Below are 14,668 nucleotides of genomic sequence, written 5' to 3'. Positions count from 1 at the left end.
ACCGTCTCCTCCCTGTCGCGAAGCGATGGGGAGGGGGACCATGCGAAGCATGGTGGAGGGGTAGATGACCGCACTCCTGACAGTCGAAAGAGCCCGCGCCCTTCGACGACGCTTGTCGCCGCCCGAGGCGCGGCTGTGGGTCCAACTGCGACGCCGCCGGCTTCGCGGGCTCAAGTTCCGGCGCCAGCACCCGATTGGCCCCTACATTCTCGACTTCTACTGCGCCGAAGCGAGACTGGCGGTTGAGGTGGACGGGCAATGCCATGATCAGCCGAACCGGATCGCACATGATCGCCGACGCACCGCCTGGCTGCGGGAACAGAATATTCGGGTGATGCGACTGGCGGCGGAGAGCGTGAGGGTTCACCTCGATGATGTGCTCGACTTCATCGCGCGGACGGCCCTGGAGCGGCGCACCGGCTGACCCCTCCACCATCCGTCGCCTGCGGCTCCGGATGGTCCCCCTCCCCATTCGCTGCGCGAACAGGGAGGAGACAAGCTGATCAACGCCCGGCGCCTGCGCTCAAACGCCGAACTGCCGCTCGAACCGCCCCAACGCCGCCGGGTGCAACCGCACTACGACATGCGTCCGGCCCTCGTCGTCCGTCTCACGCCCGGTGACCCGGCCGTTTTCGTAGAGCCAGGCCAGCGCCTCGCCCTGTGACGGGTCCAGCACCAGCTCCGTCTCCGGATCGTCGTCGATCAGCGAGGCGATGGTCTCGCGCAGCAGCTCGATCCCCTCCCCGGTCCAGGCCGAGACCGCGACGGCCTCGCCCTGCGCTTGCAGACGCTCGGCCTGCCCGAGCACCGCCTCGCGGGTCTCGTCGTCCAGCAGGTCGATCTTGTTCCAGACTTCGAGCACCCGCCGCGTCTTGCCCTCCGGCGTCTCGATCTGCTCCAGCACCGCCTCGACGTCCTTGCGCTGGGCGTCGCTGTCGGGCGAGGCGATGTCGCGCACGTGCAGGATCAGATCGGCCTCGCCGACCTCTTCCAGCGTGGCGCGGAAGCTCTCGACCAGTTCGTGCGGCAGGTCGGAGATGAAGCCGACCGTGTCGGCCACGATCGCCGGCCGTCCCTGCGGCAGGCGGATGGTGCGCTGGGTGGTGTCCAGGGTAGCGAACAGCAGGTCCTTGGCCAGCACCTCGGAGCCCGTCAGCCGATTGAACAGCGTCGACTTGCCGGCGTTGGTGTAGCCGACCAGGGCCACCGTCGGGAACGGGACCTTCTGGCGTTGCTTGCGGTGCAGGCCGCGCGTCCGCCGCACCTCCTCCAGCTCGGCCTTCAGCTTGACGATGCGGTCGGCGATCAGCCGCCGGTCCAGTTCGATCTGGGTTTCGCCGGGGCCGCCGGTCGAGCCGGTGCCGCCGCGCTGCCGCTCCAGGTGGGTCCAGGTCCGCACCAGCCGCGACCGCTCATAGTCGAGCCGCGCCAGTTCGACCTGCAGCCGGCCCTCCTTCGTCCGCGCCCGGCGGCCGAAGATCTCGAGGATCAGGCCCGTCCGGTCGATGACCTTGCAGTCCCAGGCCTTCTCCAGATTGCGCTGCTGCACCGGCGACAGATCGTCGTCGACGACCACGGCCTCGGCCTCGGCGGCGCGCACCAACGCCGCCAGCTCTTCAACCTTGCCGGAACCGAACAGGGTCGCGGGCGCAGGCTTGCGGACCCGCACGATCTCTTCGCCGCGCACATCGAGGTCCAGCGCACGCGCGAGGCCGACGGCCTCCTCCAGCCGCTCGGTCGACTGCCGCGAGCTTTCGCTCGCGCCGAAGCCCGAACGCTCGGGGTGGATGACGAGGGCCCGGATCAGCGGGACGGCGTGGTCGATCAGTTGGGTGGCCAAGTGGGCGTATGCTCTCTGGGATCAGCGGGGGGCGACAGATAGGTATGGAAGGCCCGCGCGGCTATCCCCCAAACCCTCAGTCCTCGTCCGCTTCCGGCTCGTACAGCTGCACCGGCGCCGACGGCATGATGGTCGAGATGGCGTGCTTGTAGACCAGCTGCGACTGGCCATCCCGGCGCAGCAGGACGCAGAAATTGTCGAACCAGGTGACGATGCCCTGCAGCTTGACCCCGTTGACGAGGAAGATGGTCAGCGGCGTCTTGGTCTTGCGGACGCTGTTGAGAAAGGTGTCCTGAAGGTTCTTGGACTTGTCTTGCGACATGGCAGGTTCAGCCTGTTCTTGTTGTTTCACTGGCCGATCGACGCCGGCCCGGGCACCATAAACGCCCCCGCGCCGGTCGCAACGCCTAGATGGCGTCGTGGCGGGCCTGTTCGATGTAGAGCGCGCGCAGCTTCGTCGCGACCGGCCCCGGCTTGCCGTCGCCGATCTTCGCCCCGTCGATCGACACCGCCGGCATCACGAAGCCGCTGGCCGAGGTGTAGAAGGCCTCCTTGGCCCGCTTGGCCTCATCGACCGAGAAGGCCCGCTCCTCGACCTCAAGCCCCTCCTCGGCCGCCATCCGCATCACCGCGGCGCGGGTGATGCCGTGCAGGATGTTCGACTGGGTATCCCGCGTGCGCAGCTTGCCGGTCTCGTCGATGATCCAGGCGTTGGTCGAGGAGCCTTCGGTGACCAGCCCCATCTCGTCGACCATCCAGGCCTCGGCGGCGCCGCGTTCCTTCGCCGCCTGCTTGGCCAGCACATTGGGCAGCAAGCCGACGGTCTTGATGTCGCAGCGGCCCCAGCGGATGTCCGGCTGGGTGATCACGGCCACGCCCTTTGCCGCCGCCGCATTGCCTTTCGACAGCGGCAGCGAGCGGGCGGTGACGATCACGCTCGGCGGGGTGCCTTCGGGCGGGAACGGGTGGTCGCGCCGCGCCGTGCCGCGCGTCACCTGGATGTAGACCAAGCCTTCGCGCACCCGATTGCGCCGGACCGTCTCCTTCAGCACCTGCCCCAGCGCCTCGCGCGTCATCGGGACCGGAATGCGGAGTTCGGCCAGGCTGCGGTGCAGCCGGGTCATGTGGCCGTCGAAATCGGCCAGGCGGCCGTCGAACACCGACCAGACTTCATAGACCCCGTCGGCGAACTGGAAGCCGCGGTCCTCGACGTGCACCGTCGCGTCCGCGTGCGGGCGGTAGGCGCCGTTGACGTAGGCGACGCGGCTCATGCCTCGACGACTCCCTCTTCGTCCTCGTCGACCGCGCCGCGCGCGGGCGAGACGCCCAGAGACTTCAGCTTTCGGTGCAGGGCCGAGCGTTCCATGCCGATGAAGGCGGCGGTGCGCGAGATGTTGCCGCCGAAGCGCATGATCTGCGCCGCCAGATACTCCCGCTCGAACACCTCGCGGGCTTCCCGGAGCGGTAGGGCGATGATCCGTTCCGCGCCCAGCGAGCCGCTCGCCCCGGCGCTGGTCGCCTCCTGCGGCAGGGCGTCGGCCCCGATCGGCTCGCTCGGATCGCCCGTGGCGAGGATCAACAGCCGTTCGACGTTGTTCCTCAGCTGGCGGACGTTGCCCGGCCACGGATGGACCTGCAGCACGGCGATGGCGTCGTCGCCCAGCCGCCGCCGCGGCAGGCCCTGGGAGACGGCCAGCGTCTCGATGAAATAGTCGACCAGTTCCTGGATGTCCTCGCGCCGCTCCGACAGGGCCGGCACCCGGATCGGCACCACGTTCAGGCGGTGGAACAGGTCCTCGCGGAAACGGCCCTCGGCGATCTCCTGCTTCAGGTCGCGCGAGGTGGAGGTGATCACCCGCACGTCGACCTGCACGTCCTGCTCGCCGCCGACGCGGCGGAAGCGCTGCTCGACCAGCACGCGCAGGATGCGGCTCTGGCTCTCGCGCGGCATGTCGCCGACGTCGTCGAGATAGAGGGTGCCGTTGTGGGCCCGCTCGAACACGCCGATCTTGCTGGGACGGCCGTCCTGGCCCTCCTCGCCGAACAGTTCGAGATCGAGGCGCTCGGGCGTCATCCCCGCCGCGGCGATGGCCACGAACTCGCCGCGCGAGCGGGCGCTGGCCTCGTGGATCTGGCGCGCGACCAGCTCCTTGCCGCAGCCGGGCGGGCCGGAGATCAACACCCGGCTGTTGGCGGGCGCGACCTTGGCGATGGTGCTGCGCAGCGCCTGCGCCGCCGCCGACCGGCCGATGAAGCCCGTCGGAGCCGCCACCTGGGCTCGCAGCCGGCGGTTCTCGCGCTTCAGCGACGACGCTTCCAGCGCTCTTTGAACAACCACCACCAACCGATCGGATTTGAACGGTTTTTCGATGAAGTCGTAAGCGCCGCGCTGCAGCGCGGTGACGGCGGTTTCGATATTGCCGTGGCCCGAGATCATCACCACGGGCAGGTCGGGATCCAGTTCCTTGATGACGTCCAGCAGCTCCAGTCCGTCGAGGCCGCCGCCCTGCATCCAGATGTCCAGCAGGGCCAGCGACGGCTTGCGGGCCCGGATCGCGGCCAGCGCCTCGTCGGAGTTGGAGGCGACCCGGACGGCGTGGCCTTCGTCCTCAAGCAGGCCGGAGACCAGCTCGCGGATGTCGGCCTCGTCGTCGACAACCAGAATATCGGCTCCCGTGGATCGCATGTCGCCTCGCTATTCGTCGGCCGTGACGGTCGAGGCCCGGGACGCTTTCGCGTCCCTGCCCCCGGCCGCGGCCGCTTGCAGTGGAGATTTCAGGGGGAAGACAAGGCACACCCGGGCGCCGGTCAGCTGCTCGGCGTCGGCCAGCTTCAGCTCGCCGCCGTGCTCCTCGCAGATGCGTTTGACGATGGCCAGGCCAAGGCCGGTGCCCTTTTCGCGGGTGGTCACATAGGGTTCGGTCAGGCGGTCGCGGTCCCGCGCCGGCAGGCCGACGCCGTCGTCCTCGATGACGAAGGTGGCGACGCCGTCCTCCACCTCCAGACGGGCGGAGACGCCCGGGCGCTTGCCGTCCTCGGCCTTGGGCGCGATCGCCCGCCGCGCCGCCACCGCCTCGCCGGCGTTCTTGAGGATGTTGGTCAGGGCCTGCCCGACCATGCGGCCGTCGGCGTGCAGGATGACCGCGGGCAGCGGCTCGATGAGTTCGACGCCGATGTCCGGCGCGGCCACGCGCTGGGCGAACACCGCCTCGCGCAGCAGTTCGGCCGGGTTCTCGGCGGTGAAGCGCGGCGCCGGCATGCGGGCGAACGACGAGAATTCGTCGACCATCCGGCCGATGTCCCCGACCTGTCGGATGATGGTCTCGGTGCAGCGGTCGAACACCTCCAGGTCGTCGCCGACCTGTTTGCGGTAGCGCCGCCGCAGCCGCTCGGCCGACAGCTGGATCGGGGTCAGCGGGTTCTTGATCTCGTGAGCAATGCGCCGGGCCACGTCGCGCCAGGCGGCGTTGCGCTGGGCCGTGACCAGCCGGGTGATGTCGTCGAAGGTCAGCACCATCTCGCCGCCGACGCCGCCCTCGATCCGCACCCGCAGGCGGCGCGTCTCGCCGCCCCGGCTGACGTCGATCTCTTCCTCGATGTGGGCCTCGGCGCGGCCGGCGAGCTCGCTCAGTTCGGGCGCCGCCTCTCCGAGCGGCCGGCCGATGATGTCTTCGCCCGCAGTCAGCCCGAGAAGCTCAACCGCGCTGTCGTTGATGGCCGAGACCCGCCGGCGCTTGTCGACGCCGATGACTCCGGCCGAGACGCCCGACAACACCGTCTCGATGAACCGGGTCCGGCCCGTGGCCTCCTCGCTCGCGGCGCGCAGCGCGGCCTGCTGCGCCTCGAGGTCCCCGGTCATGCGGTTGAACGCGGCGTTCAGGTTCTTGATCTCGCCGGGGCCGTCCTCGCCCTCGACCCGGGCGGTCAGGTCGCCGCCCGCGACCCGGTCCGCCGCTTCGACCAGCCGGCCGATCGGCGCCGAGATCGCGGTCGCTGCGGACATGCCCAGCCACACCGCGCCGACCAGCACCAGCAGGGCCGTCTCGATGTAGCTCAGGGCGAAGGCGGCCTGGATGCGTTCGCGGCTCTCGGTCGCCTCGCGGTAGGCGACGATCGCGGATTCGCCCTGGCGCATCTGGGCGATGAGCCCCGGCTGCAGGGGCCGCACGAGATAGAGGTAGGCGTCGCCATAGCCCGACAGCGGGTACAGGGTCCGGATGGTGTCCGGGTTTTCGGTCACGTCGATAGGCGCGTTTTCTCCCTGGGCGGCCTCTTCCAGGTCTTGCCGCGAGGGAGCGAAATAGGGGGGAGCATTGGCCAGTTCGCCACGCGCCAGCACCTGCCCCTGGGCGTCGACGATATACAGCGCCGGGTAGCCGAACAGGTCGGCGACCTGGGCCAGAAGCTCGGAGAACTGGATCCGGTGATCGAAGCTGGAGCGCGCTTCCGGCGCCGCCAGCTCGTTGGCGATGGTCGCGAGGTCGGATTCGACCTCGATGCTGATGTCGCGGACGTAGGCCCTGCCGATGTTGGCCCCGTTCTCGACCGCCGACGACACGTTGTCGCTGAACCACTGGTCGACGCCCCGATTGACCAGCACGCCGAACACCAGGGCGATCAGCACCGCCGGGACGAGCGCGACCAGGGAGAACAGCGTCACGAAGCGCAGGTGCAGCCTCGAGCCGGCGTGGGTCCGCTGCTGGAACAGCAGGAACACCCGCCGTCCGACCACGATCGCCAGACCGCCGATCATCAGCAGGTTGACGCCCAGGACGGCGAGGACGGCCTGGCTCGCCGCCCCCCGGGCCCCTTCCCCGCTGGCGCCGGGCGCCACCGCGACCAGCCAGATCGCCGCCACGGTGATCAGGAAGGCGATGGTGTAGGCGATCAGGAAGGTGTTGCGCCGGCGCTCCTCTGACCAGCCGGCGAGCCAGCGCGCCAACCCTTTCGAAGGGGCGGCGTCGGGCTCGGCTGCCGTGGAGGGCGTGTCCGTCATGCCGCTCCAGCTTCGGCGAACTGTGGCTCAATATCAACAGCCGAGTTGCCGGAATGTGTCACCGTTCGCCACAGCTCGGCCAGGGCGGTCTCGACCTGCCCGGGGTCGTCGATCCGGCACAGCCGGGCCTTGGCCGCGCGCCGCTCGAGCGGATCGGCGGGCCACGGGGCCTGTTCGACGTACCAGCCGAGGTGTTTGCGGAACATCTTCAGCCCCAGCGGCATGCCGTAGAAGGCGACCGAGGCGCGCAGATGCTCGAGGACGATGGCCAGCCGCTCCTCGACGTCCGGCTCCTGCAGCACCGCCCCGTCGGCCAGCGCCCTTTCCAGATGCGCCGCCAGCCACGGACGGCCATAGACGCCACGGCCCAGCATCAGGGCGTCGGCGCCCGACTGCGCCAGCGCCGTCCGGGCGTCCTCCGCCGTGACGATGTCGCCGTTGACGATCACCGGCACGCCCACCGCCGCCTTGACCTCGCCGACAGCGCTCCAGTCGGCGACGCCGGTGTAGAACTGTTGCCGCGTCCGGCCGTGCACGGTCACCGCCCGGACGCCGAGCGCCTCGGCCCGGCGGGCCAGTTCCGGCGCATTGCGGCTGGCGTCATCCCAGCCGAGCCGCATCTTGACGGTGACGGGCCGCGAGGTGGCGTTCACCGCCGCCTCGATCAGCCGGCAGGCCAGGTCCGGCGTGCGCATCAGGGCCGAGCCGCAGGCGGCGCCGGTGACCTCCTTGGCCGGGCAGCCGAAATTCAGATCGATGATGTCGGCCCCGGCCCGCTCCGCCATGCGCGCGCCCTCGGCCATGGCCGCCGGATCCCGGCCGACCAGCTGGATGACCGTCAGCGGCAGGCCCTCGCCCACCGCCGCGCGCCGCACCACATCGGGCCGCGCCCGCGCCAGTTCGGCCGCGGCGACCATCTCGGTGGCGACATAGGCCGCGCCCAGCCGGCTCGCCAGCCGCCGGAACGGCAGGTCGGTGATCCCGGTCATGGGGGCGGTCAGGACCCGTCCGGGCACCTGCACGTCGCCGATCTGGAGGCCGCTTCGCATGAGGCGGGCAGATAGGGGTTTTGCCGCCCCGGGTCCAATCCGGGGCGCGGACCTCATAAGGCGGCGCTTGCGGCGCGGATGCCGAGACCGGCCTCCCCACGCAACGGGCCCTCGTCAGCGCCGCGCGCGGTGGGTAGAAGCGGCGCCATGAGCTTTTCCGCGATCATCGTCGCCGCCGGAACAGGATCCCGCGCGGGCGGACCCAAACAGTGGCGCCCGCTCGGCGGACGGCCGGTTCTGCGCTGGTCGGCGGAAGCCCTCTTGTCCGCCGGCGCCTCGGAGCTGGTCGTCGTCGTCGCGCCCGGATCCGAAAGCCTGGCCGAAGAGGCGCTGGCGGGGCTGGCGGGCTGGTCCGCCGTGGCCGGCGCCGCGACCCGGGCCGCTTCGGTCCAGGCCGGGCTCGCCGCGCTCGGCGCAGGGGCCGAGGCCCGGGTCCTGATCCACGACGCCGCCCGCCCCTTTCTCGAAGCGGCGACGATCGAGCGGGTTCTGGCGGCTCTGGAGACTCATGAGGCCGCCCTGCCCGTCCTGCCGGTCGCCGACAGCCTGAGGCGCGGGGCCGACGGCGTCATGGGCGAGCCGGTCAGTCGCGACGGCTTGTGGCTGGCGCAGACTCCGCAGGGGTTCCGGCTTGGCGCCATCCGCGCCGCCTACGCGGCCTGGCCCGACGAGTCGCCCCCGACCGATGACGTCGAGGTCGCCCGGGCGGCGGGTCGGACCGTGGCCATGGTTCCGGGCGATCCCCGCCTGATGAAACTGACCTGGCCGGAGGATTTCGCCATGGCCGAGGCCCTGCTGCCGCGCCGGACCCGTGTCGGCCAGGGCTTCGACGCCCACCGCTGGGGGCCCGGATCCTCGGTTTGGCTGTGCGGTGTGGAGATCGCCCACGACCAGACCCTGATCGGCCATTCCGACGCCGATGCCGGCCTGCACGCCCTGACCGACGCCATCCTTGGGGCCATGGGCGACGGCGACATCGGCGACCATTTCCCGCCGAGCGATCCGCAGTGGAAGGGCGCGTCGTCCGACCGCTTCCTGAGCCACGCCGTCGAGCGGCTCCGCGCCCGGGGCGGGCGGCTGGTCAATGTCGACGTCACCCTGATCTGCGAGCGGCCCAAGGTGAAGCCGCACCGCCAGGCCATGCGCGAACGCCTCGCCGCCCTGCTGTCGCTCCCGCTCGACGCCGTCAGCGTCAAGGCCACGACGACCGAGGCGATGGGCTTCACCGGCCGTGGCGAAGGCCTCGCCGCCCAGGCGATCGCGACCGTCGACCTTCCGGCCTGACTACACCGGCCGTTCGGGCGGCGGCCGGAACGCCCGCCACAGCGAGCCGAACAGATTGACGTAGTCGTCCGTCCACGGCCGCACCGGGGTCGCCGGCGACGGGGACCAGTCGGAGTTCGTCCGGAAATCGGCCAGACCCGCCTCGGTCGGCGAGATGACCAGGGCCTCCGTCGAGGCGATGGCCATGTCGGGCTGGCTGAGGTCTTCCAGATACAGATTGTGCAGGCTCGGCTTGGCGAGCGCCGCCGCCGCCGCGATGGCCGGAAGGGTGATGTCCAGGTTGCGGTTCGACAGGTGCAGCAGCACCACACCGTTCGGCTTCAGCAGCTTCAGATAGCCATCGATGGCCTCCACCGTCAGCAGGTGCGTCGGCACCGCGTCGGACGAAAAGGCGTCGATGATCAGCAGATCGTACGACCCCGCCGGCTCGCGGTTCAGCGTCAGCCGGGCGTCGCCCAGCACGGTGCGGACCTCGCCCGCGGCGCAGTCCGAGATGTAGGTGAACCAGCGCGGATCGCGCGACAGCCGGTCCACCATCGGATCGATCTCGAAGAAGGTCAGCCGATCCTCGGCCCGCTTGTAGGCCGCCATGGCGCCCGAGCCCTGGCCGACCACGCCGATGTTGGCCGGTCCTCGGGCGCCGACGATGGTCGCGGCCTGCCCGATCGGGGTCTGGGCGTTGTAGTAGAGGGTCGGCTGGCAGTCGAAACGGCTGTCGCGGGCCTGGGCCCCGTGCAGGGTCGTGCCGTGCATCAGCACATGGACCGCGCCGCCCATCCGCTGATCGTCGATCTTGGCCACCCGCATGACGCCGAAGAAGCTGCGCTCCGAATAGCTCCAGTCGTAGACGCGCACGACGTATTGGGACGACAGGGCGACCATCGCCAGCACGGCGATGAAGGCCAGGGCCCGGTCCCTCAGCAGGAAGGCGCACACGGCCGCCGGCCCGAGGATCCACAGCGCCAGTTGGTCCACGCCGAACGGCGAGATCGCATAGAATTTCGCCCGCGCGGCGTCGTCATAGGTCAGCCAGGCCGAAAGCAGCACCGGGATCAGGGCCAGCAGCGCGGCGGCGACCAGTGCGCCCGTCTCCTCGGGGCGCAGCCTCCCCTTGCCCCACGGCCGCGCCAGGCCCACCAGGACGAGGACCAGCGGATACTCCCAGACCATGTTGAAGATCACCGGCGCCAGCAGGGCGGTGAAGGCGCCGCCGACCACGCCGCCGACCGACAGCAGCAGGTAGAACTCGGTCAGTCGGTCCGGCGGCGGCCGTCGCGCCGCCAGCGTCTGGTGACACATCAGGGCCGCGAAGAAGAAGGCCAGGATGTGCGCCGCGAAGGCGATCGGCCATTCCAGGGTCCGGAACGCCACCAGCAGAACGCACACCGCTCCGACCCCGCCCTGGATCAGCAGGGTGAGGGGCAGCGGAATCCACGGTCGGGCCTGGAAGGCGATCACGAAGGTCAGCAGGTACAGGGCCAGCGGAATGACCCACAGGAAGGGGGCCGAGGCGACATCGGTCGACAGGTGGGTGGTCACGCCCAGCATCAGGCTGGACGGCGCGGCGGCGAGCAGGACCAGCTTCGCCTTCTCGCGCCACGGGATCGGCGCGGTCTGGGCCAGCTGGGCCGGTTCGGCGTCTCGGTCGAGCCGCCGGCTCCAGACCACGAAGGCCAGGCCGGCGACCATCAGCAGGAAGGCTGCATAGCCGCCGCTCCAGCCCATTCTCTGATCCGCCAGATTGGTCAGCGGCTCGATCAGGAAGGGATAGGACAGCAGCGCCAGGAAGCTGCCCAGGTTGGACGCGGCATAGAGGACATAGGGGTTCTTGCCGTCAGGATAGCCGGCCCGGACCCGGGCGAACCACGCCTGCAGCAGGGGCGCGGTCGCCGACAGCACCGCGAACGGCGCTCCGACCGACAGGGCCAGCGTCGCCAGCAGCCAGCCGATCGGCGCGGCCGGATCGGGATCGCCCAGCCAGCCGTTGATGTGCAGCGGCAGGAACAGCGCGGCGGCCAGCAGCAGGATCAGATGGATCGCCACCTGCAGCTTGATCGAGGCGATCCTCTGCAGCAGGTGGGCGTACAGATAGCCGCCCAGCAAGGCGGCCTGGAAGAACACCATCGCCGTGTTCCACACCGCCGGCGAGCCGCCGAGCATCGGCAGGACCAGCTTGGTGACCATCGGCTGGACCACGAAGACCAGCGAGGCCGAGGTGAAGATGGCCAAGGCGAACAGCAGCGGAGTCAGCCGGTCGGTGGGTCGCACGGCGAGGCCGCCGGAGTCGCCAGTGGTGTCGCTCATGCCCGCCCCGTATGCTGGCGCCGCCCCCGGGCGCATTGCACCACCCTGAACCGACTCGCCGCCGCTTCGGAAGGCCCCCGTCCCATGTTTCCAGACGACATCCAACGTCTCGCGCGCAGGGCCATCGACGCCGCCATGGCGCGCGGCCTGATGGTCGCCACGGCCGAAAGCTGCACGGCCGGCCTCGTCAGCGCCGCCCTCACCGACGTCGCCGGCTCGTCGGCCGTCGTCGAGCGCGGCTTCGTCACCTACAGCAACGCCGCCAAGGTCGAGATGCTTGGCGTGCCGGCGACCCTGATCGAGCGCTACGGCGCCGTCTCGGAACCGGTCGCGCGCGCCATGGCCGAGGGGGCGCTCGCCCGCTCCACGGCGCAGGTCTCCGTGTCCGTGAGCGGGATCGCCGGGCCCGGGGGCGGCTCGTCGGACAAGCCGGTCGGCCTGGTGCATTTCGCGGCGGCGGGACCCGCGGGACTGGTCCACGCCGAGCGACGGTTCGGAGATATCGGCCGGGAGGCGGTCAGGCTGGCCAGCGTCGCCGTTGCGCTGGAGTTGCTGCTGGACCGGATCGGCGCATGATCGTCGACGCTCGAGGCCATCGCTGCCCCACCCCGAGTCTGCGGCTGCAGAAGGCGATGCGCGACGCCGTCCCGGGCGCGCGCCTGACCCTGCTCGCCACCGATCCCATGGCCCGGATCGACGTGCCGCACCTGATGGCCGGCCTCGGCGGCCGGGTGATCTCGATCAAGGAGGCGGACGGCGTGCTGGCTATCGCCGTCGAGACGCCCGCCGCTCAGACAGGCTGACCACGGAGTCCGGAAGCGGTTCCGCGGGTTCCAGGTCCGGGGCTCCGGTCGACCGCTGGACGATCTCCATCTCGGTGGCGAAGGCGCCGCCGTAGAAGATGGCGTTGACGTTCCACGACAGCCAGATCAGCAGCACCACAATGGCGCCGACCGAGCCGTAGGTGGCCCCCAGCGGAGCGATCTGCTCGACGTAGATGGCGCACAGCCAAGACGAGACGGTCGACATCACCGTCGCCACGATCCCGCCGACGATAGCCGGGAACCAGGCCACCGGGGTCCTGTGGGACATGGCGTAGCGGTAGAGCATGGTCAGGCCCACGCCGAGCCCGAGCGCCGGCCACAGGCCCACGAGCGGCAGGCCGCCGCCATCTCCGGCCACGCCGGGGCCGGTGTGCTCCAGCAGGCGCGAGGTCACCACGGCGCCCGAGACGACGGTGAACAGGGCGAAGGCGAACAGGGCCACGAAGAAGGCGAGCAGGTTGAATTTGAGGAAGCCGTGCGGCTCCGTTTCGTCATGGATCAGATTAAGTCCAGCCAGCAGCGCCTTGAATCCACGGTGGGCCGCGTATCCGCCGATGATCAGGGCGAAGGCGCTCTGGGCCGAGACGGTGCGCGCCGACGCGTGCGCCAGGCGGTCGATCTCGGTCATGAAGATGGCCCGCGCCGCGTGCGGCATGACATCGGCCAGCGCCGCGGCCTGCTCGCTGACCTGCCCGATCGACAGCACCGCCTTGTAGAAGCCGATCAGGATGGCGATGGCCGGAAACACCGCCAGCAGGGCGAAGAAGGACACGCCGCCCGTATAGAGCATGACGTCACGACCCCAGCTGCGGGTGAACGCCCGGACGGCCAGCCGCCCCCACAGCGACGGCGTCGCCCAGCGGGCCGCCTGCTCAATATCCGTCCTGGCCTGCAAACCTGTATCCCGTCCCGCCCCTGATGCGCTTCCCTTTAACCCAATTCGCGGCTGGGGAAAGGATGGCCGCGCCGGTTGCCTCGCCCCGGCGACCCTCGCTATGGTCCGCCCGCTTGAGAGCGCGGCCCGGGTGGGGGGCTGCTGGAGACGCCGTCTTGACTTCCGATCCGCGCATTCTGGTCGTCGCGCCCGATGACGACCTGATCGGGTCCCTGTGCCAGGGGCTGGATGCGCTGGGCTGGCGCACCGTCACCGCCCGCTCCCTGGCTGGAGCCGTCCAGGTTCTGATCGACTGGCCGCTCGAGACCGTGATTCTGGACGCCCGCATGCCGGAGGCCGCCGAAGGCGTCGCCGCCCTGCGCCAGACGGTTTCGCCGCGCCGCCTTCCGGTGATGGCCATTGGTCCGGAGGCGGTCGCCTGGGCGCCCGGCGTCGCCGACATCGCCATGTCCGGCCCGCCGCACGCCGCGCAGGCCGCCCTGCGCCTGGAGAACCTCGTCCGCGCCGCCATCGCCGAGGAAGAGGTCACCCTGCGTGAGGCGACCTTCGCGGCCCGGGGCGAGCCCCTGCCGGTCGCCGAGGAGCACGCCAGCCCGCTACGCGTCCTGGCCGCCGGCAAGCCCGACCGCCATTTCCTCGGCCTGTCCAACGCGCTGATCGCGCTCGGATGCGAGGTCGTGGCCGCGCCGACGCCCTACACCGCCTTCGACTACCTGCACGAGCGGCCGTTCGACGCGGCGGTGCTGTGGGGCGCCGAGGATCACGCGCCCGCACTGTCGATCGCCTCGGGCATGAAGCGGAACACCCGCCTCTACCACATCCCGGCGGTGCTCTATCTGCGCGGTTCGGGCGAGATCAACCTGTCGGAGCTGTACAACCGCGGCTTCGCGGACGTCGCGGCCGCCGACACGCCGGAGGAAGAGACCGCCGAGCGGATCGTCGCACTGGCGCGCCATCACCGCCGGCACGTCGCCATTCGCAAGGCGCTGGAGAGCGCCCGCGGCTCCGGCCTGACCGACGCCACGACCGGCCTGTTTACGCCCGAGCTGTTCGCCAGCCATCTCGCCCGCGTCGCCGAAGGGGCGCGCCTGCGCCGCCGGCCGCTGTCGGTCGTCGTGCTGCGGGTCGCCGAGACCCCCGCCGTGGCCGAGGCCCGCGCCGGCGGCTGGCTCGATCGCGCCCTGCCCCAGATCGGGGCCATGGTGTCGCGGCTGATCCGCACCGAGGACACCGCCGCCCGCCTGTCCGCCGATGTCTTCGCCCTCGCCCTGCCCGCCACGCGCGGCCCGTCCGGACGGGTCGCCGCCGACCGGATCGCGGCGGTGATCGGCTGCACCGCCTTCGACGCCGGCCCGGACCGCTCGCCCTTCGTGGTCGAGTTCGAGGTCGGGGTGGCCGAGGTCGGCCCCGGAGAATCGCCCGCGGCGGTTCTGGAGCGGGCCTCCGCAGACATCCGCGCCAGGGCGGACTGACTAG

The 14,668-nt window shown here is 70.8% G+C and carries 13 protein-coding genes; 5 read left to right on the top strand and 8 right to left on the bottom strand.

What is annotated here, in order from left to right; translation table 11 throughout:
* Positions 1 to 64 precede the first annotated feature (64 nt).
* The gene (locus VEA98_RS12340; RefSeq protein ID WP_324814812.1) at positions 65 to 424 is read left to right on the top strand and encodes an endonuclease domain-containing protein; all 360 of its coding nucleotides are present in this window, start codon (positions 65 to 67) and stop codon (positions 422 to 424) included.
* Between the two features lie 99 nt (positions 425 to 523).
* Here the strand turns inward: VEA98_RS12340 and hflX are convergent, their stop codons facing one another.
* From hflX to dusB, 6 genes are all read right to left on the bottom strand, one after another.
* Entirely contained in the window at positions 524 to 1,840 is a 1,317-nt protein-coding gene (hflX, locus tag VEA98_RS12335; RefSeq protein WP_324814809.1) for a GTPase HflX, read from the bottom strand.
* Positions 1,841 to 1,916: 76 nt separating this feature from the next.
* The gene (gene hfq, locus VEA98_RS12330) at positions 1,917 to 2,162 is read right to left on the bottom strand and encodes an RNA chaperone Hfq (protein ID WP_055830158.1); all 246 of its coding nucleotides are present in this window, start codon (positions 2,160 to 2,162) and stop codon (positions 1,917 to 1,919) included.
* A gap of 85 nt (positions 2,163 to 2,247) precedes the next feature.
* Positions 2,248 to 3,111 carry a D-amino-acid transaminase gene (locus tag VEA98_RS12325; RefSeq protein ID WP_324814806.1) on the bottom strand — a complete coding sequence of 288 codons (864 nt, stop codon included), beginning with the start codon at positions 3,109 to 3,111 and terminating at the stop codon, positions 2,248 to 2,250.
* Complete coding sequence (locus tag VEA98_RS12320; protein WP_324814804.1) at positions 3,108 to 4,526, bottom strand: sigma-54 dependent transcriptional regulator; 1,419 nt, start codon at positions 4,524 to 4,526, stop codon at positions 3,108 to 3,110. The genes VEA98_RS12325 and VEA98_RS12320 overlap by 4 nt, the downstream gene beginning before the upstream one ends.
* 9 nt (positions 4,527 to 4,535) lie before the next feature.
* Positions 4,536 to 6,836, bottom strand: a complete 2,301-nt coding sequence (locus VEA98_RS12315; protein WP_324814801.1) for a PAS domain-containing sensor histidine kinase — start codon at positions 6,834 to 6,836, stop codon at positions 4,536 to 4,538.
* Positions 6,833 to 7,885, bottom strand: coding sequence for a tRNA dihydrouridine synthase DusB (dusB, locus tag VEA98_RS12310; RefSeq protein ID WP_324814798.1), 1,053 nt, complete (start codon positions 7,883 to 7,885; stop codon positions 6,833 to 6,835). The genes VEA98_RS12315 and dusB overlap by 4 nt, the downstream gene beginning before the upstream one ends.
* A gap of 147 nt (positions 7,886 to 8,032) precedes the next feature.
* Between dusB and VEA98_RS12305 the strand changes: the two genes are divergently transcribed.
* Positions 8,033 to 9,169 carry a bifunctional 2-C-methyl-D-erythritol 4-phosphate cytidylyltransferase/2-C-methyl-D-erythritol 2,4-cyclodiphosphate synthase gene (locus VEA98_RS12305; RefSeq protein WP_324814795.1) on the top strand — a complete coding sequence of 379 codons (1,137 nt, stop codon included), beginning with the start codon at positions 8,033 to 8,035 and terminating at the stop codon, positions 9,167 to 9,169.
* On the opposite strand, the gene VEA98_RS12300 is transcribed toward VEA98_RS12305, so the two are convergent.
* Complete coding sequence (locus VEA98_RS12300; protein WP_324814792.1) at positions 9,170 to 11,473, bottom strand: fused MFS/spermidine synthase; 2,304 nt, start codon at positions 11,471 to 11,473, stop codon at positions 9,170 to 9,172.
* A gap of 84 nt (positions 11,474 to 11,557) precedes the next feature.
* On the opposite strand from VEA98_RS12300, the gene VEA98_RS12295 reads away from it, so the two are divergent.
* Together VEA98_RS12295 and VEA98_RS12290 are read left to right on the top strand one after the other, a co-directional pair.
* Entirely contained in the window at positions 11,558 to 12,049 is a 492-nt protein-coding gene (locus VEA98_RS12295) for a CinA family protein (RefSeq protein ID WP_324814789.1), read from the top strand.
* Complete coding sequence (locus VEA98_RS12290) at positions 12,046 to 12,276, top strand: sulfurtransferase TusA family protein (RefSeq protein ID WP_324814787.1); 231 nt, start codon at positions 12,046 to 12,048, stop codon at positions 12,274 to 12,276. Before VEA98_RS12295 ends, VEA98_RS12290 begins: the two co-directional genes overlap by 4 nt.
* On the opposite strand, the gene VEA98_RS12285 is transcribed toward VEA98_RS12290, so the two are convergent.
* Positions 12,239 to 13,192 (bottom strand): YihY/virulence factor BrkB family protein, encoded by a 954-nt coding sequence (locus tag VEA98_RS12285; protein WP_324814785.1) that lies wholly within the window; start codon positions 13,190 to 13,192, stop codon positions 12,239 to 12,241. The genes VEA98_RS12290 and VEA98_RS12285 overlap by 38 nt on opposite strands.
* Before the next feature lie 155 nt (positions 13,193 to 13,347).
* On the opposite strand from VEA98_RS12285, the gene VEA98_RS12280 reads away from it, so the two are divergent.
* Positions 13,348 to 14,664 (top strand): diguanylate cyclase domain-containing protein, encoded by a 1,317-nt coding sequence (locus VEA98_RS12280; protein WP_324814783.1) that lies wholly within the window; start codon positions 13,348 to 13,350, stop codon positions 14,662 to 14,664.
* The last annotated feature ends 4 nt before the right edge of the window (positions 14,665 to 14,668 follow it).

This window comes from Brevundimonas sp. (genome assembly GCF_035627055.1).
Taxonomy (GTDB): Bacteria; Pseudomonadota; Alphaproteobacteria; order Caulobacterales; family Caulobacteraceae; genus Brevundimonas.
Note: the sequence above shows the minus strand (reverse complement) of the source record. Positions and strands in the feature narration are given on the sequence as shown.

Coding starts and splice junctions, on each gene's coding strand:
- VEA98_RS12340 (WP_324814812.1), top strand. CDS start 65: ATGACCGCACTCCTGACAGTCGAAAGAGCCCGCGCCCTTCGACGACGC.
- hfq (WP_055830158.1), bottom strand. CDS start 2,162: ATGTCGCAAGACAAGTCCAAGAACCTTCAGGACACCTTTCTCAACAGC.
- VEA98_RS12325 (WP_324814806.1), bottom strand. CDS start 3,111: ATGAGCCGCGTCGCCTACGTCAACGGCGCCTACCGCCCGCACGCGGAC.
- VEA98_RS12320 (WP_324814804.1), bottom strand. CDS start 4,526: ATGCGATCCACGGGAGCCGATATTCTGGTTGTCGACGACGAGGCCGAC.
- VEA98_RS12315 (WP_324814801.1), bottom strand. CDS start 6,836: ATGACGGACACGCCCTCCACGGCAGCCGAGCCCGACGCCGCCCCTTCG.
- dusB (WP_324814798.1), bottom strand. CDS start 7,885: ATGCGAAGCGGCCTCCAGATCGGCGACGTGCAGGTGCCCGGACGGGTC.
- VEA98_RS12305 (WP_324814795.1), top strand. CDS start 8,033: ATGAGCTTTTCCGCGATCATCGTCGCCGCCGGAACAGGATCCCGCGCG.
- VEA98_RS12300 (WP_324814792.1), bottom strand. CDS start 11,473: ATGAGCGACACCACTGGCGACTCCGGCGGCCTCGCCGTGCGACCCACC.
- VEA98_RS12295 (WP_324814789.1), top strand. CDS start 11,558: ATGTTTCCAGACGACATCCAACGTCTCGCGCGCAGGGCCATCGACGCC.
- VEA98_RS12290 (WP_324814787.1), top strand. CDS start 12,046: ATGATCGTCGACGCTCGAGGCCATCGCTGCCCCACCCCGAGTCTGCGG.